General features: G+C 63.5%; 21 protein-coding genes. 7 read left to right on the forward strand and 14 right to left on the reverse strand.

Features of this window, described 5'->3' with window-relative positions:
* Positions 1-85 precede the first annotated feature (85 nt).
* Positions 86-1,273, reverse strand: coding sequence for an acyltransferase family protein (locus tag AC3WLX_RS20705; RefSeq protein WP_492337385.1), 1,188 nt, complete (start codon positions 1,271-1,273; stop codon positions 86-88).
* A 175-nt stretch (positions 1,274-1,448) separates the two neighbouring features.
* Here AC3WLX_RS20705 and AC3WLX_RS20710 point away from each other — a divergent pair, with 175 nt between their 5' ends.
* Positions 1,449-1,622 carry a DUF1328 domain-containing protein gene (locus AC3WLX_RS20710; protein WP_291628315.1) on the forward strand — a complete coding sequence of 58 codons (174 nt, stop codon included), beginning with the start codon at positions 1,449-1,451 and terminating at the stop codon, positions 1,620-1,622.
* Positions 1,623-1,742: 120 nt separating this feature from the next.
* Here AC3WLX_RS20710 and AC3WLX_RS20715 read toward each other — a convergent pair whose 3' ends face one another.
* Positions 1,743-2,102, reverse strand: coding sequence for a DUF427 domain-containing protein (locus AC3WLX_RS20715; protein ID WP_291628313.1), 360 nt, complete (start codon positions 2,100-2,102; stop codon positions 1,743-1,745).
* A gap of 185 nt (positions 2,103-2,287) precedes the next feature.
* Here AC3WLX_RS20715 and AC3WLX_RS20720 point away from each other — a divergent pair, with 185 nt between their 5' ends.
* Both AC3WLX_RS20720 and AC3WLX_RS20725 read left to right on the forward strand, forming a co-directional pair.
* Complete coding sequence (locus AC3WLX_RS20720) at positions 2,288-2,524, forward strand: BolA family protein (protein ID WP_011088461.1); 237 nt, start codon at positions 2,288-2,290, stop codon at positions 2,522-2,524.
* Positions 2,525-2,662: 138 nt separating this feature from the next.
* Positions 2,663-3,847 carry a low temperature requirement protein A gene (locus AC3WLX_RS20725; RefSeq protein ID WP_492337386.1) on the forward strand — a complete coding sequence of 395 codons (1,185 nt, stop codon included), beginning with the start codon at positions 2,663-2,665 and terminating at the stop codon, positions 3,845-3,847.
* A 404-nt stretch (positions 3,848-4,251) separates the two neighbouring features.
* On the opposite strand, the gene egtD is transcribed toward AC3WLX_RS20725, so the two are convergent.
* The gene (egtD, locus tag AC3WLX_RS20730) at positions 4,252-5,223 is read right to left on the reverse strand and encodes an L-histidine N(alpha)-methyltransferase (RefSeq protein ID WP_492337387.1); all 972 of its coding nucleotides are present in this window, start codon (positions 5,221-5,223) and stop codon (positions 4,252-4,254) included.
* Between the two features lie 44 nt (positions 5,224-5,267).
* Positions 5,268-6,563 (reverse strand): ergothioneine biosynthesis protein EgtB, encoded by a 1,296-nt coding sequence (gene egtB, locus AC3WLX_RS20735; protein WP_492337388.1) that lies wholly within the window; start codon positions 6,561-6,563, stop codon positions 5,268-5,270.
* 239 nt (positions 6,564-6,802) lie between these two features.
* Here egtB and grxD point away from each other — a divergent pair, with 239 nt between their 5' ends.
* From grxD to AC3WLX_RS20755, 4 genes are read left to right on the forward strand one after another with little or no spacing between them, the layout of a single operon-like run.
* The gene (grxD, locus tag AC3WLX_RS20740; RefSeq protein WP_291620426.1) at positions 6,803-7,129 is read left to right on the forward strand and encodes a Grx4 family monothiol glutaredoxin; all 327 of its coding nucleotides are present in this window, start codon (positions 6,803-6,805) and stop codon (positions 7,127-7,129) included.
* Positions 7,130-7,132: 3 nt separating this feature from the next.
* Positions 7,133-7,684, forward strand: coding sequence for an O-acetyl-ADP-ribose deacetylase (locus tag AC3WLX_RS20745; RefSeq protein WP_492337389.1), 552 nt, complete (start codon positions 7,133-7,135; stop codon positions 7,682-7,684).
* A 46-nt stretch (positions 7,685-7,730) separates the two neighbouring features.
* On the forward strand, positions 7,731-9,017 hold the full coding sequence (locus tag AC3WLX_RS20750; RefSeq protein WP_492337390.1) for a serine hydrolase domain-containing protein: 1,287 nt from the start codon (positions 7,731-7,733) through the stop codon (positions 9,015-9,017).
* A 1-nt stretch (position 9,018) separates the two neighbouring features.
* Positions 9,019-10,278 (forward strand): serine hydrolase domain-containing protein, encoded by a 1,260-nt coding sequence (locus tag AC3WLX_RS20755; RefSeq protein ID WP_492337391.1) that lies wholly within the window; start codon positions 9,019-9,021, stop codon positions 10,276-10,278.
* 63 nt (positions 10,279-10,341) lie between these two features.
* Here the strand turns inward: AC3WLX_RS20755 and AC3WLX_RS20760 are convergent, their stop codons facing one another.
* The 10 genes from AC3WLX_RS20760 to cnbZ form a co-directional block, all read right to left on the reverse strand.
* A complete protein-coding gene (locus AC3WLX_RS20760; RefSeq protein ID WP_492337392.1) occupies positions 10,342-11,409 on the reverse strand; it encodes a threonine aldolase family protein in 1,068 nt (355 codons plus the stop codon).
* A 39-nt stretch (positions 11,410-11,448) separates the two neighbouring features.
* Complete coding sequence (locus tag AC3WLX_RS20765) at positions 11,449-11,751, reverse strand: type II toxin-antitoxin system RelE/ParE family toxin (RefSeq protein ID WP_492337393.1); 303 nt, start codon at positions 11,749-11,751, stop codon at positions 11,449-11,451.
* Entirely contained in the window at positions 11,730-11,957 is a 228-nt protein-coding gene (locus AC3WLX_RS20770; RefSeq protein ID WP_057029490.1) for a hypothetical protein, read from the reverse strand. The genes AC3WLX_RS20765 and AC3WLX_RS20770 overlap by 22 nt, the downstream gene beginning before the upstream one ends.
* A gap of 116 nt (positions 11,958-12,073) precedes the next feature.
* Complete coding sequence (gene rpsD, locus AC3WLX_RS20775; protein WP_291620440.1) at positions 12,074-12,691, reverse strand: 30S ribosomal protein S4; 618 nt, start codon at positions 12,689-12,691, stop codon at positions 12,074-12,076.
* A gap of 317 nt (positions 12,692-13,008) precedes the next feature.
* Positions 13,009-13,776, reverse strand: a complete 768-nt coding sequence (locus tag AC3WLX_RS20780) for an acyltransferase (RefSeq protein ID WP_291620443.1) — start codon at positions 13,774-13,776, stop codon at positions 13,009-13,011.
* 275 nt (positions 13,777-14,051) lie between these two features.
* The gene (locus AC3WLX_RS20785; protein ID WP_492337394.1) at positions 14,052-14,825 is read right to left on the reverse strand and encodes an HpcH/HpaI aldolase family protein; all 774 of its coding nucleotides are present in this window, start codon (positions 14,823-14,825) and stop codon (positions 14,052-14,054) included.
* A 60-nt stretch (positions 14,826-14,885) separates the two neighbouring features.
* The gene (gene murI, locus AC3WLX_RS20790) at positions 14,886-15,683 is read right to left on the reverse strand and encodes a glutamate racemase (RefSeq protein ID WP_291620447.1); all 798 of its coding nucleotides are present in this window, start codon (positions 15,681-15,683) and stop codon (positions 14,886-14,888) included.
* A gap of 102 nt (positions 15,684-15,785) precedes the next feature.
* On the reverse strand, positions 15,786-16,592 hold the full coding sequence (locus AC3WLX_RS20795; RefSeq protein WP_492337395.1) for a Crp/Fnr family transcriptional regulator: 807 nt from the start codon (positions 16,590-16,592) through the stop codon (positions 15,786-15,788).
* Between the two features lie 236 nt (positions 16,593-16,828).
* Positions 16,829-17,908 (reverse strand): SecDF P1 head subdomain-containing protein, encoded by a 1,080-nt coding sequence (locus AC3WLX_RS20800; RefSeq protein WP_492337396.1) that lies wholly within the window; start codon positions 17,906-17,908, stop codon positions 16,829-16,831.
* A 125-nt stretch (positions 17,909-18,033) separates the two neighbouring features.
* Complete coding sequence (gene cnbZ, locus AC3WLX_RS20805; protein WP_492337397.1) at positions 18,034-18,783, reverse strand: 2-amino-5-chloromuconate deaminase CnbZ; 750 nt, start codon at positions 18,781-18,783, stop codon at positions 18,034-18,036.
* Positions 18,784-18,811 lie beyond the last annotated feature (28 nt).

The following is an 18,811-nucleotide window of genomic DNA, read 5'->3' on the forward strand; positions in this document are numbered from 1 at the left end:
CGGGACCGCTGTCGCTTGTGGCAGGACCCCGGATATCGCTGCGCTCATCCGGGCTACGGACCTCGCCGTGACGCGAGGTGATGCCTCACAACACCTTTGACGCGCCCGGGATCTGCCGCAACGCGCGCGTCAGCGCCCAGCTCGCTGCGACTGTCAGTACGAACCCGATCGTGGCCTTGACGATCGCCGGCAGGTCATAGTCGTACAGCCAGTACTGCAGCCACAGCGCGATCGGATAGTGCACCAGGAACATGCCGAACGCGTCGCTCTGCATGGGATCGAGCAGCCTGGCCGAGCCTGATTGTTTGAACCTCTGGAAAATGGCCAGGATCAGAAACATGATGGCCACGCTGAAGACGGTGAAGCAAATGGCATAAAGTGCTTCATACCAGTCCGGCAAAGGCGACGGATTGCCCAGTATTTCGCGCTTGATGAAGATCAGCCCCCATAGGAGGCAATACGGAACGATCGCCAGCACCATCCAGTCCCAGCTGACCTTTGCCATGCGGCCGTCGACAGCGAGCAGCCCGCGATCCATTTGCGCAACACCCACGCCGGCACCGAAAAAGAAGTAGGTCGCGTAGAGCATTACGCGCCCGTGCTGGACCGAGAAGGGTCCGAACTCGAACCAGTTGCTCGGTCCGAAGTGAACCCGCCCGGGAATGTAGAACGCGGCGGTGACGGCCAGCATGACCGCGAAGAACACGGCGGGCCGACGCCGACCGTACAGCGAGAGGCGATTGATCGGATCGAGCAGGTTGGGTGACAGCCGGTACAAAACGCAGGCAACGAGGTCAAAGGCGAACAAGACCCACAAGAACCAGATCGGCCCGCTCGGCCACGGGCCCTTGGTGACCATATTCCACCAGAATTCCGCAAAACCGATCTCGGGATGCTCCCGCAGGGAGATCGCGTAGTAGGCGAGCGGAATGACCGTTAGGGCGCAGATCGCGAAGGGTAAGCCAAGCCGAAGCAGGCGATCTGCCAAATAGCCCCGCACTCCCTTCCGGGCGATGCCGGACCAGGCGAACAGCCCCGACAGGAAGAAGAACATCGCCATGAAGAAACTGTCGGTGGCGAGCACGATCATGTCGAAGCCGAAGAAATAGCTCGGATCGGTATGACCGAAATAGGTATAGGGGATCACGGCGTGATGCAGCAGCACCACCAGCGTGAGGAAGGTGCGGGCGCGATCGATCGCCATATTGCGCACCTTGCTCTGCGGCGCGGCATGCACCTGTGCGTCGATCGTCGCTGAATGTGACATCGTCATCGTGGGCCGCCCCGATCCTGGTCCCGCCGGACTGTGCCGCCGGGAACTCGATTCAGCAAGGGCAGTTTGTTTCGCAAGGTCCGCCCCGACGACCTCTGGGAACCAGTTCCGCATAGCGAAGTTAGCGTTCGCAAGAAAGCGAAGCCGCGAAAAAGCGGCAGTTCGGAGTTTTTCGATGACGATCCTGAAATGGGCGCTGATCTTCCTGCTTGTCTCGATCGTGGCCGGCGTGCTCGGCTTCACAGGCATCTCGGCGGCCTCGGCCGATATCGCCCGCCTCCTGTTCTACGTCTTCGTCGTGATTTTCCTGGTGCTGCTGGTCCTGGGGCTCACGATCTTCAGGGCGTAGCTCCGCGAGTCATTCCGGGGCGGTCCGAAGGACCGAACCCGGAATCTCGAGATTCTCAAGTGCGCAATTGCGCACCGTAGTTCGCGTCTGCGACGCGCCCCGGAATGACAGTTTTAAAAACTACCCCACTTCCTCGATCTTCACCTTGTCCGGATAGAACGCCAGATGGCCCGCAATCTCGGCCATGGCGGGGAAGGGCGTCTCGTAGGTCCAGATCGCGTTGTCGAGCGTCTTGCCGTCGGCCTTGACGCTGTAATAGTTGGCGTCGCCCTTGTACGGGCAATGGGTGGTGCGCTCGGTACGCTCGAGCAGGGCCATGTTGGTGTCCTCCCGCGGCACATATTGCACCGCCGGATATCTCGCCTCTTTCAAGGTCAGGGCCTTGCTGGTCTCGGCAATCACGATGTCGCCCGCAGTCACCCGGACGCGCCGGGGATTTGGGGTGATGGTGATGGGGTGGTCAGGCCCTGGAAGCTTCATGATGTCACGCCTTTTCGATCGATCTGCCGCGCGCGGCACTTTGTCGTGCCTTTATCGTGATGGGATCACGGATATAGTACCGGAAGGCGTGACCTAGAAGCCCGTTCACGCTAAGTTTGGTCCCTGCCGGAGAGGGGACCCCCGGCTGCGATTCGAACGATCCGACCAGAAGGAGCAAGACCCGAATGCCCATGGACGCCCACGATATCGAGGCGATGATCAAGGCAGCGATCCCCGATGCCGAGGTGACCATCCGTGACCTCGCCGGCGACGGCGATCACTATGCCGCGACCGTGATCTCGGAATCCTTCCGCGGCAAGTCCCGCGTCCAGCAGCACCAGATCGTCTACCAGTCCCTGCGCGGCCAGATGGGGGGCGTGCTGCACGCGCTGGCGCTGCAAACCGGTGTCCCCGGCACGTGACGAAGCTGCGCCTGACCTGACCATGCCTAACGAGCGATGAGATTTGGATGAAGCGTCATCGTGCTTTAGGTCGTTGTTGCGCATGATCTTTCCGGAAAGCCGCCTCGCACTTTTCCGGATCATGCTTAGGGGGTGACTATGGCTGCGGATAACCCGCGCGGCGCGATGTTCCGCGTCATCGTGCCGAACCAGCACAGCCGCGTCACCTTCGTCGAGCTGTTTTTCGACCTCGTCTTCGTTTTCGCCGTCACGCAGATTTCGCACACGCTGCTGCACCACTTCACGCCACTCGGCGCGCTGCACGTCGCGGTGCTGTTTCTCGCGGTGTGGTGGGTCTGGGTCTTCACCGCCTGGGTCACCAACTGGCTCAATCCCGAGCTGACGCCGGTCCGCCTCCTGCTATTTGCGATGATGCTGGGCGGCCTCGTGCTTTCGACCACGATCCCGACGGCCTTCGAGGGGCGGGGCCTGTGGTTCGCGATCGCCTATGCGACGATGCAGGTCGGACGTACCGCGTTCTGGCTGCTCGCAACGCCGCCGCATCGAACGGCCGTGCGGCACAACGCGATTCGCATCCTGACCTGGCTATCGATCTCAGCGGTGTTGTGGATCGCAGGCGGTCTGGCCGAGGGAAATACGCGGCTATGGCTGTGGATCGCGGCGGTGGCCTGGGAGTACGTCTCGCCGGCGGCGCGATTCTGGGTGCCGATGCTGGGGTTCTCGTCCGTCGAGGCGTGGGCCGTCGAAGGCGGCCATATGGCCGAGCGCTGCTCTCTGTTCGTCATCATCGCGCTCGGCGAGGCCATCGTCGTCAACGGCGCGACATTCGCCGAACTGGAGTGGACCGCGAGCAACATTCTCGCCTTCGTCTCGGCGCTGTCCTGCGCCGTCGTGATGTGGTGGATCTATTTCCATAAGGGCGCAGAGGCCGGCGCCGAGCGGATCTCGAAGTCCAGCGAGTCCGGCCGCCTGGCGCGACTCGCCTACACCTATCTGCATATGCCGATCATCGCCGGCATCATCCTGACCGCGGTTTCGGACGAATTGGTGCTGAAGCATCCGTCCGGCCATTCCGACATCCGCACGATCGTCAGCACGATCGGTGGTCCCCTGGTGTTTCTGGTCGGCACCATCCTATTCAAGCTGGCGATCCGCGGCTTCCTCCAGCTCTCGCACGGCGTCGGCATCGTCCTCCTGCTGGTGCTGTGGTGGTTCGCCGCCGGCCTTTCACCGCTGTGGTTGTCGGTCGCGACGACCGTGATCATGATCGTGGTGGCGGTATGGGAGTCGCTGTCGCTCGGATCGCAGGTAGAAGAGGCGTAAGCGCGGCATGCGGCGCGTCATTATCTTCGGCGTTGCTATAGCCGCGATATTGATCATCGAGGAAGCCACCAAGGGCTGGGCGCTTGGCCGGGTCCCGGCGGCCTGTCGGGCCATCGGAGGAAAGCCTGCGATCGGGGGCTGCATAACACCGGTTTGTTATTGGCAGGGCGATTGCGGGCAGTGGGCGTACCCAACGCAATGGCTCGACCGCCTCAAGCCGGGCGACCCCGTATCAAGGGTCGTTTTCTGGCTCGGGGAGCCGCTCCAGCGAGACGGTGAGTATCTGTCATGGTCGTGCGGGAAGCCGAGCACCCACAGCTTCCGCGCCGTCATCCGGGACGAACGGCTGGTGTCGGTAGAACGGTGCAAGCCTGATTGACGCCAGCGAACGACGGCTGCGGCTCCTACTCCGCGACCTCCAGTGCGTGGACCGAGAACATCTTCGCCGCATCCGTCCAGCTCTCGCGCACGCGCCAGCCGGCGCCCTGTGCCAGCGCGGCGAAGCGTTCGAGGCTGTATTTGTAGCTGTTCTCGGTGTGGATGCTCTCGCCGGGGCGGAACGAGAAGCTGGTGCCGAGCAGCCGCACGGTCTGGGCCTTCTTGCTGATCAGGTGCATTTCGATGCGGTGCCGCTCGCGATTGTAGATGGCGCGATGGGTGAAGGCGGACAGATCGAAATTGCCGCCGAGCTCGCGGTTGATGCGCACCAGCACATTGAGGTTGAAACGCGCGGTGACGCCGGCGGCATCGTTGTAGGCGTCAAGGAGCACGCGTTCGTCCTTCTCGAGGTCGGCGCCGATGATCATCTGCGCGCCCTTGCCGAGGATCTTGCGGGCGCTCTTCAGGAAGGCCCGCGCTTCCTGCGGCTCGAAATTGCCGATGGTCGAGCCGGGGAAGAAGCCGACCTTGGGCATGGTGGCGACCTGCTTGGGCAGCTCGAACGGCGTGGTGAAGTCCGCCGCGACCGGGTAGATGCCGAGCGAGGGAAAATCCCGCTTCAGCCCGCTCGCCTGTGCCTTCAGGAAGTCGCCGGAGATGTCGACGGGAACATAGGCCGCGAACTTGCAGTGGCTCAGCAACAGGCGGACTTTTGTAGTCGCGCCGGCGCCGAACTCGACCAGCGCCGCGTGTTCCGGAATGATCTTCGCGATCTCGCTGCCGCGCTCCTTCAGGATCGATAGCTCGGTGCGCGTCGGATAATATTCCGGCAGTCGCGTGATGGCCTCGAACAGCTCCGATCCCGTCGCGTCGTAGAAATATTTCGGCGACAGCTTCTTCGGCTGCTGCGAGAGGTCCGCGATCGCTTCGCGGGCGAACGCGGTGGTCTGCTCGTCGGGAAGATGGGCTGCGCCCAAAGCGCTGGCGTGCACATTCATGATACTCTCCTGAACGCGCTGTCCGGCGCGCATGTCTCGTCGGATTATTCGTAGTTGGCGAGCCGCAACCCCGTGAACTGCCAGCGGTGGTGCGGATAGAAGAAGTTGCGATAGGTGATACGGCTGTGGCCTTGCGGAGTGGCAAGCGAGGAGCCGCGCAGCACCAGCTGATTGATCATGAACTTGCCGTTGTACTCGCCGAGCGCGCCTTCGACGGCGCGGTAGCCGGGATAGGGTGAGTAAGAGCTGCGCGTCCATTGCCAGACGAGGCCGAAGGCGTCGTTGAGCTGGCCGGCGCGCGCCGCCACCTCCCATTCCGTTTCGGTCGGAAGATGCCTGCCGGCCCAGCGTGCATAGGCGTCGGCCTCGTAATAGCTGATGTGGCAGACCGGCGCGTTCGGATCGATCGGCTTGAGGCCGGCGAGCGTCATCACCTGCCAGGCGCCATCGACCTCGCGCCAGTAACCAGGCGCTTGCCAGTCTTCCCTGCTGGCCGCGGCAAAGCCGTCCATCAGCCACAGGGTCGCGGTCCGATAGCCGCCGTCGCGCATGAAGGCGAGCCACTCGCCGTTGGTGACCAGATTGCGTGCAATCTTGACGGGGCCGACCAGGGCGCGATGCGCCGGCCGCTCGTTGTCGAAATGAAAGCTGTCATCGGCATGACCGACGGTGTGGATGCCCTCGTTCAGCGTCAGCCACTCCTCGCCGGTGCGTGTCGCGGGTGGAAAGCGCCAGTTCGGGTCGTAGGCCGGGTAGACCGGATTCTGCGCGAAGGCGTGCAGAATGTCGGTGAACATCAACTCTTGATGCTGCTGCTCGTGGTTCAGCCCGACCTCGACCAGCGGCGCGATCTCGCGCAACTTGTCCGCACCAGCGTCTCGGAAGAACTCGACGACGGCGGCATCGACATATCTGCGATAGGCCCCGACCTCGCCGGCGCTTGGCCGGGTGATGTCGCCGCGATGATTGCGGGCATGGCGCGGGCCGGCGCTGACGTAATAGGAATTGAACAGGAACGCGAAATCGGGGTGGAAGGGCCGATAGCCGGCCGCATGCTCGCCGAGCAGGAATTGCTCCCAGAACCAGGTGGTATGGGCGCGGTGCCATTTGGTCGGGCTCGCGTCCGGCATGGACTGGATCTGCTGGTCCTCCGGAGAGAGCGGCGCGGCCCGGCGTTCGGTCTCGTTCCGGACGGCAATAAACGCGTCGGCCAGCCTCTGCGCGAGGCCGCCCTGAGCGGACGGTGACGAAAGCGGGGCGGTCGCCGTGGCTGAGGCTTGTTTCGTCACGTTTTTCTCCAGACAGGACAAGAGAACGTTGTTGGCGTTACCCGGTTCCATGAACAGGGTTCGTCCTAGATAGGGGCTGCGTTACGGTATGAAAGTCCTCTCCGGCCATGATATTGATGTCATCAGACTATGGACCGGGACGGGGGCAAACCCGCCGCCGAGGACTCGTCGCCGCCATTTTACTTTGGATGCACAACGGTTTGGGCTACATATATAGGCAGGTATCGGGTTAAATCGGCCGAGCCGGCCCGAAGCAATTGGTGAGGGCTCTGCCCCAGAAGGACACGGATATGAGCATCGCGGAATTCATCGACAACGAAGTGAAGTCGAACGACGTGGTTCTGTTCATGAAGGGTACGCCGCAATTTCCGCAGTGCGGTTTCTCCGGTCAGGTCGTCCAGATCCTTGACCATATCGGCGTCGGCTATAAGGGCCTCAACGTGCTCGAATCAGCCGAGCTTCGCAACGGCATCAAGGAGTTTTCGAACTGGCCGACCATTCCGCAGCTGTACGTGAAGGGTGAGTTCATCGGCGGCTGCGACATCGTCCGCGAGATGTTCCAGGCCGGCGAGCTGCAGCAGCTGCTCTCGGAGAAGGGCGTCGTCGTCGCGGCCTGACACGTGACCGTGCTGACGCGCCGGATTGGCGGCGCGGAGCTCGAGGTCGTCGTCGCCAACATCACAACCCTCGGCGTTGATGCCATCGTCAACGCCGCCAATTCGTCGCTCCTCGGCGGGGGCGGCGTCGATGGGGCGATCCATCGGGCTGCGGGGCCCGAGCTCGTCGCCGAATGCCGCATGCTGCACGGCTGCAAGACGGGCGACGCCAAGATCACCAGGGGTTATCGGCTCAAGGCCGCGCATGTCATCCATACCGTCGGACCGGTCTGGAACGGCGGCACCCTCGGCGAGGACAATCTCCTCGCCTCCTGCTATCGTCGCTCGATGGAGCTGTGCGGCAAGCACAAGCTGAGCTCGGTGGCATTCCCCGCGATTTCAACCGGCATCTACCGCTTCCCCGCCGACCGGGCCGCCGACATTGCCATGCGCACGACGATCGAAGGGCTCTTTTCGGCGCCAACCCTCGTCCGCGTGGTGTTCTGCTGCTTCTCCGAGCCGAGCGCCAGCCTGCATGCCGAGGCGCTGGAGCGACACAGCGGCCCTTGTGCCTGATCACGCGGTCAGTACACTCCGAGGCGCCATGTTCCGGGGAGGGGATATGATTTCACGATTTGGAGTGCGTGTGTTCGCCTGCGGCGCGCTGTTCTCGCTTGCCGCGATGTCGCTGGCGCGCGCGGAGGGTACCTACGAGATTCCAGCCGGCGCGCGTTTCAATCAGGAGAAGCTCGGCAGGATCACCGAGTTCTTCAAGAACGAGGTCGCGACCGGCAAGATCGCCGGTGCGAACGTGCTGATCCAGCAGCATGGCAAGCCGGTCTATCACGAGGTCTTCGGCGTGCAGGACGTCGTCAGCAAGGCCCCGATCACCGACAAGACGATCTTCCGCCTGTCGTCGCTAACCAAGGTGATCACCTCCGTTGTAGCGATGCAACTGATCCAGGACGGAAAGATCAAGCTGGACGATCCCGTTTCGAAATACATTCCCTCCTTTGCAAATGTTAAGGTCGGTGAGGAGAAGAAGGCCGAGGACGGCACCAAGACGCTCGAGCTGGTACCACTGGCCCGGCCCATTACCATTCTCGACCTGATGCGCCATACCTCCGGGATAACCTACGGCTTCTACGGCGATAGTCTGGTTCGCAAGGCCTATCGCGACGCTAACATCTACGCGGGCGAATTCGATCTCGCCGAGTTCGCCGAGCGGATCGCCAAGCTGCCGCTGCACAATCAACCCGGCGCAGTCTGGCAGTACGGCCATTCCACTGACATTCTGGCGCGGATCATGGAAATCGTGTCCGGAAAGACATTGTTCGAACTCGAGAAGGAAAAGCTGCTGGATCCGCTCGGTATGACCGATACAGGCTTTTTCGTCACCGAACCGGAGAGGCTGAAACGGCTCGCCCAGCCGCTGCCGAACGACAGCAATTTCCGGGTCGGCCGCGAGTACAGGACTGAGGTTCGCCAGAAGTGGGAATCCGCCAGCGGCGGCATGGTTTCGACCATGGCGGACTTTTCCCGCTTTGCGCAGATGCTGGTCAATGGAGGAACGTTCGAGGGCAAGACCTATCTCAGCCCGCAGACGTTTGAGCTGATGGCATCGGACCATGCCGGCAAGGATTCCGGCGTTGAACGGGACTACTTCTATTTTCCCGGTGACGGCTTTGGCATGGGACTTGGGTTTGCAGTGCGCACCGATCCGGGTAATGCCAAACCTCCGCCGCCCGGCGATCTCGGGGAATTGAAATGGGACGGCGCCAGCGGTTGCTATTTGGTGGTTGATCGCAAGCAGGACATGTTCTTCCTGCTGCTGGAGCAGACCCCGAGCGAGCGGCAGCGCGTGCAGCGGACCTTGAAGCAGCTGGTCTATGAAGCCATGGAGAAGTGACATGAACGGGCGCCGCGCGCTGTTCGCGGCGCTCGTTCTTTTGTTCGGCGCTGTAAGTGCGAGGGCGGGCTCGGAGGGCCGCGCACACAGCTTCACGCCCGAAGGCCTCGCAAAAGTCTCCGACTACATCAGGAACGAGATCGCGACCGGCAAATTTCCAGGGGCGATATTGCTGCTCCAGCAACACGGCAAGCCGGTCTATTACGAGAATTTCGGCGTCCGCGACGTCGCAACCCAACTTTCGATGAGCTCGGATACGATCTTCCGCCTGTATTCGATGACCAAGCCGATCACCTCGGTCCTGGCGATGATGCTGATCGAGGAGGGCAAGCTTGCGATCAGCGATCCCGTCTCGAAATACATTTCGGCCTTTGCCGGCATGAAGGTCGGGGTCGCGAAGAAGGCCGAGGACAACAAGGTCTCGCTGGAGCTGGAGCCGCTCAACCGTCCGGTGACGATCGAGGATTTGATGCGGCATACCGCCGGGATCCCTTACGGCTATTATGGCGGGGACCTGGTGAACAAGCTCTATGCCGACGCCGGATTGTTCGACAGGAATTCGACCAATGCCGAATTCGTCGCGAAGATCACGGCGCTGCCGCTCGCCGAACAGCCCGGCACGATCTGGGACTACGGGCACTCCACCGACGTGCTCGGGCGCATCATCGAGGTGATCTCGGGGGAATCGCTGCTCGAGTTCGCGAAGACGCGGCTGCTCGACCCGCTCGGGATGAAGGACACGGCGTTTTACGTCGCCGATCCCGCCAAATGGCCGAGCATCGCCGAGCCGATGCCGCAGGACCGGGCGATCAGCCCGGTGACGCAGGTTCGGGACATCAGGAAGCCATTGCAATGGGAGTCGGGCGGCGGCGGCCTCGTCGGCACGGTCGGCGATTATGCGCGCTTCTCGCAAATGCTGCTCAACGGCGGCACGCTTGAAGGTCGACGCTATTTGAAGCCGGAGACCATCGCCTTGATGGTGTCGGATCGTATCGGTCCCGAAACCCGCGTCGAGCGCGACAAGAACTACTATCCGGGTGAGACCAGCGGCTACGGCCTCGGCTTCGCCATACGCACTGCGGTGCCGCCGGGCACGAAGTGGCCGCTTGGCGAATATCGCTGGGACGGCGTTGGCGGCACCTTCTTCTTCATCGATCCCGAAGACGACCTGTTCGGAATCTTCATGGTGCAGACCCCCTCGCAGCGCGGCCGGATTCAGCTCGCGCTGAAGACGCTGATCTATCAGGCGATGGGGCGGTAGATTCGCGTTTTGACACGTTTTCTTTTTGCGAACCGGTACCTACTTCGCTCGGAAACGCTCTAATCACGCACCGCGCACGATCTCGCGGACGTATCCGATCGTCTCCTCGATCTGGCTCGCATTGACGTCGAGATGGGTGCAGGCGCGGATGCGGCCGTCCATCATCGCAAGCGTGACGCCGCGCTGGCGGAGCGCTGAGACCATCTTGTCGCCCGGGATGCCGGCGCCGTCGGGCTTGAAAAACACGAGATTGGTCTCGGGCTCCTGCACCTCGATGCCTGAGATCTGCGACAGTCCGCGGGCGAGCGCCCGCGCATTGGCGTGATCGTCGGCGAGGCGCTCGACGTGGTGGTCGAGCGCGTAGATGCAGGCCGCCGCGCAGATGCCGGCCTGCCGCATCGAGCCGCCGAGGCGCTGCTTCCATTGCCAGACCGCGTCGATGAAGGCGCGCGAGCCGGCAAGTGCTGCACCGACCGGAGCGCCGAGCCCCTTGGAGAAGTCAATCCATACCGAATCCCAGCCGGCAGCCATCTCGGGTGCAGGGATGCCGTGTTCTACTGTAGCGTTCAACAGCCGCGCCCCATCCATATGAGTGGCAAGGCCGTTGGCTCTGGCGATTTCGACGATCTCGTCTAGATCGTTTTTCTTCCAGATCGTGCCGCCGCCGATATTGGCGGTCTGCTCGACGCTGACCAAGGTCTGCGGCGGCTGGTAGCGCGTGCGCGGATGCAGCGCCTTGCGAAGAGTTTCCGGCGTGAACTGCCCGTCGGGACCCTTCAACTGCGTCACCTGGAAGCCGCCGATCGCGGCATGCGCGCCGCCTTCGCGGGCGATGATGTGCGCGGTCTCATGCGCGAGGATCTCGTCGCCGGGCCGGCAATGCACCAGCGTCGCGGTGACGTTGCACATCGTGCCGGAGGGCATGTAGACCGCCGCTTCCTTGCCGAGCAGATCCGCGACGCGCTCGCACAGCGCGTTCACGGTCGGATCGTCGCCGACCTGCTCGTCGCCGACCTCCGCCCGCGCCATCGCCTCGCGCATCCCCGCCGTCGGCCTGGTCTGCGTGTCCGAGAGCAGATTGATGCGCACCGGCGGCGCCTTGGGATCGATCGGGGGAGGGGCGTAGAGCATCAACTTGCTCCTCGAAATGGAATGGCACTCTCTCGCGGGTCAGCGAGCTTTGGGTGGACGCCGGGCGGCGTGACGAAACCGCATAATAACGATTTCCGTCGCGGTCACACGATAATCGAACAGATAGGGATAAGGGTTGACCGGCAAGCGACGGACGTGTGCACGCGTTGTTGTTCGCCCCGCGTAGGGGTAGTTCTCTAGCAATGCTATGAGAGCGACAATTCGGTCGCGCACATGGCCTGCGCCTTGGGGTGAACGCACCTCGATGTAAGTTAGAACTTGGTCGATTTGGGCGAGCGCCCGCTTCGTATAACGGACCTTCACAGCCCGTGCTTGGCCCACATTGCGCGGACCTCGTCGGCGCTGGCTAACTCACCGCGCGCGATTTCTGCTTCGGCCTCGGCGAGATCCGCCTCTTCCGCCGCCGTCAGCTGGATCGGTGGCTGATCGATCCCGGCAAGCTCGAGCAGGGCCCGCGCCAGATCGTCCTGCTCTGAATCAGGCAGGCTGGAAACCTTGCTGAAGGCCTCTTCCAGAAGACGAGTCATGCTCAACTCCGCGATGTGGCGACCTTAGCACAGATGGGCTGCGACATGGGAATGGCCCGTTCACACAAAAAAGGCCCCGGAGAACCGGGGCCTTTGAACGTCGATATGCCGAACGATCAGCGCGAATAGAATTCGACGACCAGATGGGGCTCCATCTGCACCGGGAACGGCACGTCGGAGAGGTTGGGGACGCGCGTGTATTTCGCGGTCATCTTGCCGTGGTCGACTTCGAGATAGTCAGGCACGTCACGCTCGGGAAGCTGGCTGGCTTCGAGCACGTGGGCGAGCTGCTTGGAGGCTTCCTTGACCTCGACCACGTCGCCGACCTTGAGCTGGTAGCTCGAGATGTTGACCTTGCGGCCGTTCACCTTGACGTGGCCGTGGTTGATGAACTGGCGGGCAGCGAAGATCGTGGAGACGAACTTGGCGCGGTACACGACCGCGTCGAGACGACGCTCCAAGAGGCCGATCAGGTTCTCGCCGGTGTCGCCCTTGAGGCGGCTCGCCTCGACGTAGATGCCGTGGAACTGACGCTCGCTGATGTTGGCGTAATAGCCCTTGAGCTTCTGCTTGGCGCGCAGCTGCACGCCGAAGTCCGAGAGCTTGCCCTTGCGGCGCTGGCCGTGCTGGCCAGGGCCATATTCGCGGCGATTCACGGGGCTCTTCGGGCGGCCCCAGATGTTCTGGCCCATACGGCGATCGATCTTGTACTTCGCCTCACTGCGCTTAGTCATCGCGTCCTCTTCAGGTCATGGTTTGAGGAAACGCGCCCTCCTGTGTGACGGGATGATCCCGGCACCGACAGGTCCGATCCCCAAAGCTGAAGGGAGAGGACCACGGGTCGCGAAACGCTTCGCGGGCCGAAATCGGCCCGCGAGCAGGCGGCTTTTAGGGGAGTTTGGGGCTGGCTGTCAATTCTTTAGCCGTCATTCCCGGGCGCTCGTCGAGCGAACTCTGGTGCGCCCGACGCACACGAGAATCTTGAAGTTCCCCGTGCGCAATTGCGCACCTGAGGTTCGGCTCTTCCGAGCCGGCCCGGAAGACTGTATCTTTACGTCCTTACCGCCCGGACCGGCTTCGACCCGGTCGCCCGCAATTCGGCAGCGATTTCAGTGTTCAGGACCTGTTCCAGCCGGGTCAGCACCCGGGCGATCGGGGCGGCGTCGGTAACGCGGTGATCCCAGCGAATCACGACATGGATGGTCTGGTCCGGCTCGACCAGCCCGTAGCTCAGGACATAGGGGCCTGGCGTGATGGGGTGGAGCTCGCCGCCTCCATAGGCCGCCACCGAGCTCACGCCGAAGCTGCCGAACCAGTTGCCGCGCTGGCGGCCGAAATTCAGACCGAAGGCCCAGGACAGGCGCCGCAATGGCAACGGCAGGCGTGTCGCCCGCATGATCTTGCGGAACATCGGGACGTCCTCGATCGGGGCCGTCTTGCCGCGTCGGATCTCCGCATCGACGGCTGCCAGCGAAAGGGCCTCGGGACCGGCGATTCGCTGCGGCAGCACGCATTCCTCCCCGTCGTCGACCCGCGCGATCGCAACCGTCGCCACGCTCTTGGGCAGCTCATAGAGCGCCGGCCAGGGCCATTTCACGTAGACCGTGCGCAGGATCGGCTCCTCCTGCGCAACGAGGGCGAAAGCCTTGACGAACATCGCGGCCCAGCCGACCGGCGCTGTTGCGCCGGCGCGGGCCTCCAGCAAGGGGCGGATCTTGAGCGAGCGGGCCAGCGAAACGAAGGGCACGCCCATCGAGGCGTGCATGAGGTCGCAGATCAGACGGCGCCGCAGTGAAATGGTCTTGGGCGTCCCGCGCATCGTCTCCAGTTCCAATCAATGACTAAAATATGTGCAGAAAGTGGGCCCCGCCTGCTTGCTCTAGCATGAACCAACCCGCCTGGGGACAGTCGGTTCGCCGCATCAAGCTCCTGGAAAGCCAACAACTTGCAGTTGATGTAATAATCAGTATTTTCAATGGCTTGTTTGGGCCCTTCTCGCCGCCATGCGCAAGTCGCCCTGCGCAAATTTCTCCCGGACCCGGCATTCCAGCACCGCCGCGGTGACCGCAACGCCGATCCCCGCGTTAGCGCGATTCAACGGTTGATCCCCTCGAACGCCGCCATGATGCCGCGCTGGAACAGCGACCAGTCGAAGCCCAGGGCGATGGCGCGGTAGCCGCGGTCGATCAACCGATTGGCCTGGTCGGCGGTGCGCGCCACGCCGCCGATCGGCACGCCGCTTCTGAGGATGCCGGCTTCGGCGCGTGCAATCAGCTCCAGCAGCGCGGGGTCGTCCATCTGGCCGCGCTTGTTGATGGAGGTGGCGAGATCGCCGGGCCCGATCACGGCAACGTCGATGCCCGGAATCGCCATGATCTCGTCGATGCGATTGACCGCCTCGACATGCTCGATCGTGATCATGCAGATCATCTCGTCGTCCGCAGAGGCCATGTAATCAGGCATCGACTGGCCCCAGCGGAACGGCGCGTGGAACGGGCCCCAGAGCCGGTCGCCGCGCGGCGGGTAGCGTACGCTTCGGACCGCCTTCTCGGCCTCCGTGGGCGTGGTGATCATGGGGAAGTTGATGCCGAAGGCGCCGATGTCCATCGGAGCTTTTGCGAGCCACGGCTCGTTCGCCGCGATCCGCACCAGGGGGGTGCATGGCGTGCCCGTGGTCGCCGCGATCATCGCATGCGCTTCGGTCAGCCCGATCGGTCCGTGCTCGAGATCGACGATAATCCAGTCGAGCGAGCGCGCCATGATCTGCACCATCTGCACGCTCGGGATGGTCGCGATGGCGCCGAAGGCGGGGCGGCCCTCACGCCATAATTGGCGGAGGCGGTTGAGCGGCTTGGACGGGACCGACATGGGAGGCCTGCGGCTAGGTGATGACGGCAAAACCTAGCAGCGCGCCGTCGCGGCGCAAGCTCAGGCGACGGCGCGCCCGCCGAAGAACGGCGTCAGCGTGGCCGAAAGGCCATGGATGCGGTTCGAGGTGAAGATCATCTCGGCGCCGGACTGCACGATACCGCTGGTCGCAGCACCGAGCAGGTCGGACACGCGGCGAGCGATTGCGGGCGCCGGATCGATCCAGGCGACCGGCCAGGGCGCGAGCTGCTTCAGCCGGTCGAGCAGGAGCGGGTAGTGCGTGCAGGCGAGCACCACGGTGTCGGTGCGCGTGCTCGCATCCCCGGCGTCGCCGACGAAGCAGGGGGCAAGCTCGGCGAGGATGTCGCGGTCGCTGATCGGCTCGCCGCGGAGTGCGGCCTCGGCCAGCGAGGCGAGGTCGGGCGAGCCGACCAGCGTCACCTCGCATCCTTGCGCGAAATCGCGGATCAGCGCCTTGGTGTATTCGCGTTTCACCGTGCCCTTGGTGCCGAGCACTGACACGCGGCGGGTCTTCGACTGCGCGCAGGCCGGCTTGATCGCCGGCACCGTGCCGACGAAGGGCAGCGAATAGGCCGCACGCAAGTGCGACAGGACCAGGGTGGACGCGGTGTTGCAGGCGATGACGGCGAGGTCGGGATCATGCGTTCCGATCAACTCGCCCATCAGCGGCACGACGCGGGCGATGATCTCGTCCTCGCTGTGGTGGCCATAGGGGAAGAAGGCGTCGTCGGCGACATAGACGTAATGCGCATCCGGGCGCGCGGCTACGACCTCACGGAGCACGGTGAGCCCGCCAAGGCCGGAATCGAATACCAGGATCGTCGGAGAGTTGGTCACACGGTCACCCTAGCCCGCCATGGTTACCATTCAGTTTTTGGGGCGGTTTTGCGGCGGTCCCCGCGAAGCTACGGAGGCCCGCGTCACGCGGCCGTGCAACCTTCACGCGATCCGGTTGGTGGTCGCTGCGCGCTCGGCTGCCAGCTGCTTCTGCAGGCGATCGATGTTCTGCAGGAGGCGCTGGCTGGTCAGCACCAGGAAGTAATAGCCGAACTGCGGATCCTGAAAGTAGATCTCGAGCAGCCGGTCATAGGTGATCGTCAGCACCTGTCCGTCTTCGATGCATTCGACCGTCCCCGTGCGCCGGTTGTCCGGCGTGAGGAAGCCGAGCTCGCCCATCAGCGCGCCGGGCCCGATCTCGACGTTGATCTCCTTGACGAGGAACTTGCCGGTGACCGTAAGGAACATCTCCTTGGCGGGATCGCGCAGCTTGAATAGGGTGTCGCCGCGCCGATATTTGCGCTCGGTCATGAACGGCTTGAGCCATTCCATCGACATGTCGCCTTCGGCCGCATGGCGCGCCTTCTTGACCAGCTTGAGCATCTGCCGCAGGCGCAATGCGTTGATCGGAAGCATCAGGAGATATAGCAGGAACGTCGCGACGTTGGCCGAGAGCGCGCCGAAAAGAGCAAAGAACGCGCAGCCGATCATGTTGGCGACGCGCAGCGGCACCATGGTCCGCATCAAGAGGGTGGCAACGAAGAAGACTGCCCCGACCACAGCGAACAGATTGGCGAGTGTGATGTTGTGGACGAAGATCTCCAAGAGCCGATTGAAGATCGCGTCGTAGGTGACGTTTTCAGGGTCGAGGCCCATCTGGACCAGGATTTTCGCGATCCTGAGATTGTCCGTTGCCGCATCGAGGATGCGGTCGAGGATCGACGAAACGTCTGCGCTGCCGGACGGCATGGTACTAACCCCACGTAAGGCATTCAGTCCTGGTCGGCACCCGTATAGCCGAAATCGGATGACGACCGCTTGAATGACGCTTCCGGCCATCGTGCCGCAAGAGGCAAATTCTAGCCCGATCAGGCGTTTCGGCAATTGCCCGATGGTTGCGCGCCGGGCCGAAGCGGCCGTGATTCGGGGCGGCCTTGCGGGTTTCGGCGCCGCGGACGGGCGCGGACGACGAGAGCGGCCGTCGCTCACGGCTTGGCGGAGGGCGGCACGGCCTGCTGTTCGACCAGGCCAAGGCGTCCCGGCAGCGAACCGGCGCGCAGCAGCATGGCGACGCTGTTGGCCTCTTCCAGGGTGAAGTTGCCGGCAATCTGCCCCGATCCGCCGGTGATGGGCTCGCGGATCACGGGAGCGGAGATCACCTTGTCGTCGAGCACGATGGCAAAGGGCTTGCCGACGTTCTCTGCCGTAATGTGGGCGAAGCGCCGGGTGCCACGGCCGTTGAAGCGGAACGAGGCAATCGGTTCCTTGCTGCCAGCGCTGAATCCCGGGCCGGCATAGCTGATGTCGGAGCCCTCGAGTGCGCTGTCCTTGGCGACGAGATAAGGAACCTTGTCCTTGAAGCCGAGCAGGACTTCCGTGCCCGCCGGCGGCGTGCCCGACTGCGCCTGCTCCGCGGGCATCGAGAGGTCGATCAGGCGGAAGCCGACCTTGACCTTTCTGGCGAAGATCGCGGTGATCGGCTCGGGCTCCATCACGCCCGGCAGGAAGATGCGAATGCGGTCCGTCCCCTCGGGCTGAACGCTGGCCAGTTTGACGCCGGCGTCCTTGAGGCGCTGCTCGATCATCGCGATGGAATCCTCGACGAGATCGCGTAGCCGCGCGCCGGCGGCGGCATCGGTCGGGGCGAGCCTGAGCAGCCCATCTCCGCCATCGGTTACGGTGAGCGCATGGGCGGGCAATCCTTCCGCCGCCGCGGCGAGCTTGCGCGTGAGCTGTTCGCGGCCCTTGGCGTCCGCGATCTTTACGTCGACGCCGCCGTCGCGGATGGCAAGTCCGGAGAACGCGATTCGGCCCTCGCGCAGCGTCCTGTAAACGTCGTCGCGCAAATCCGTGACGACGCTCTCGCGCAAACCGTCGCTGTCCACCTTGTAGACGATGCGTGAGCCGCCGAGCTTTTCCATCTTGTCGCCGACAAGGGCCGCGATCTTGGCGCGCATCTTGTCGAGCTGACTGTCGGCAAGTGTTGCGTCGGGCATGGCGATCGCCCAGGTCGTGGCGAGCGCTGCCATCAGTCGTATGGTCCTGCTCCGCAGGAGCTGGGTCATGGTATCCTCGCATCTCGCGGCCGGGAGCTGGCGGCCACGCCTGCCGCCAGTCTTTGGTCCCGCGATCGTACGAGGAGGTTCAATCCGCCTGCCGCGAGGCGGCAGCCCCGGAATCTGCCTGTCCCCTAGATCACCCGCTCGTTGTGAACGCAGCGGCAGTCCATTTCATAGTCGAGGCCGACGACCGGCGGCCGATTCAAATGCCAGGTCACGCCGTGGCGTGCCGCGCCGCGCCGGCCGAGTTCGCTGGAGAGGAACGGGTGAATGTCGTGGACAGTGTAGACCTGGACGCCGGTGGTGTCGCGCCAGGTGCCGCCGAAGGCGCTCATCCGGCGCTCCATCTCGCCGAGCACGAACTTGGCCTTCTCGAGCATGCCTTCGGGGCTGGTGTCGCCGAGCCGAACCGTGTGGTCGCGATAATTGGCCTTGCCTTCGACGGATTCGCCGCTACCGGCGATGACGAAGGAGGGGGGCGCATCCTTGGCCGGTACGGTGAAGCAGAACGCGTGAAAGCTCGGTTCAGCTGGTGGGTCGATCTCCGGACAGACGTTGCTGCGCGCGACCGGATTGAGGCCGTCCTTCATGATACCCCATTCGATCAACGTCTTGATGTAGATCTCGTTGAACGCCTTGAACCCTTCCTCGGTGAACGGCTCGGGCGAGCGCAGTTCGCAGGCGCCGAACGCCGTCAAGGGCCGGCTCGCCTGCTTCAGAATGTCGGCGATGCGTGCAAAACCCGCTTTCAGCGGCACCGGCTCGGCGAAGCGGATGCGCTCGATCGAAAAGCCGGGCAGGGCACCGATGCCGCAGGAATATTGACTGACGCCCGGCATGAAACGGTAGCCGCTGTTGGGGGCTTCGACGGTGTTGATCATGTTGCCTCTTCTTGACGGATCTGGATCG

Source organism: Bradyrhizobium sp. FW305-F6 (assembly GCF_058782905.1).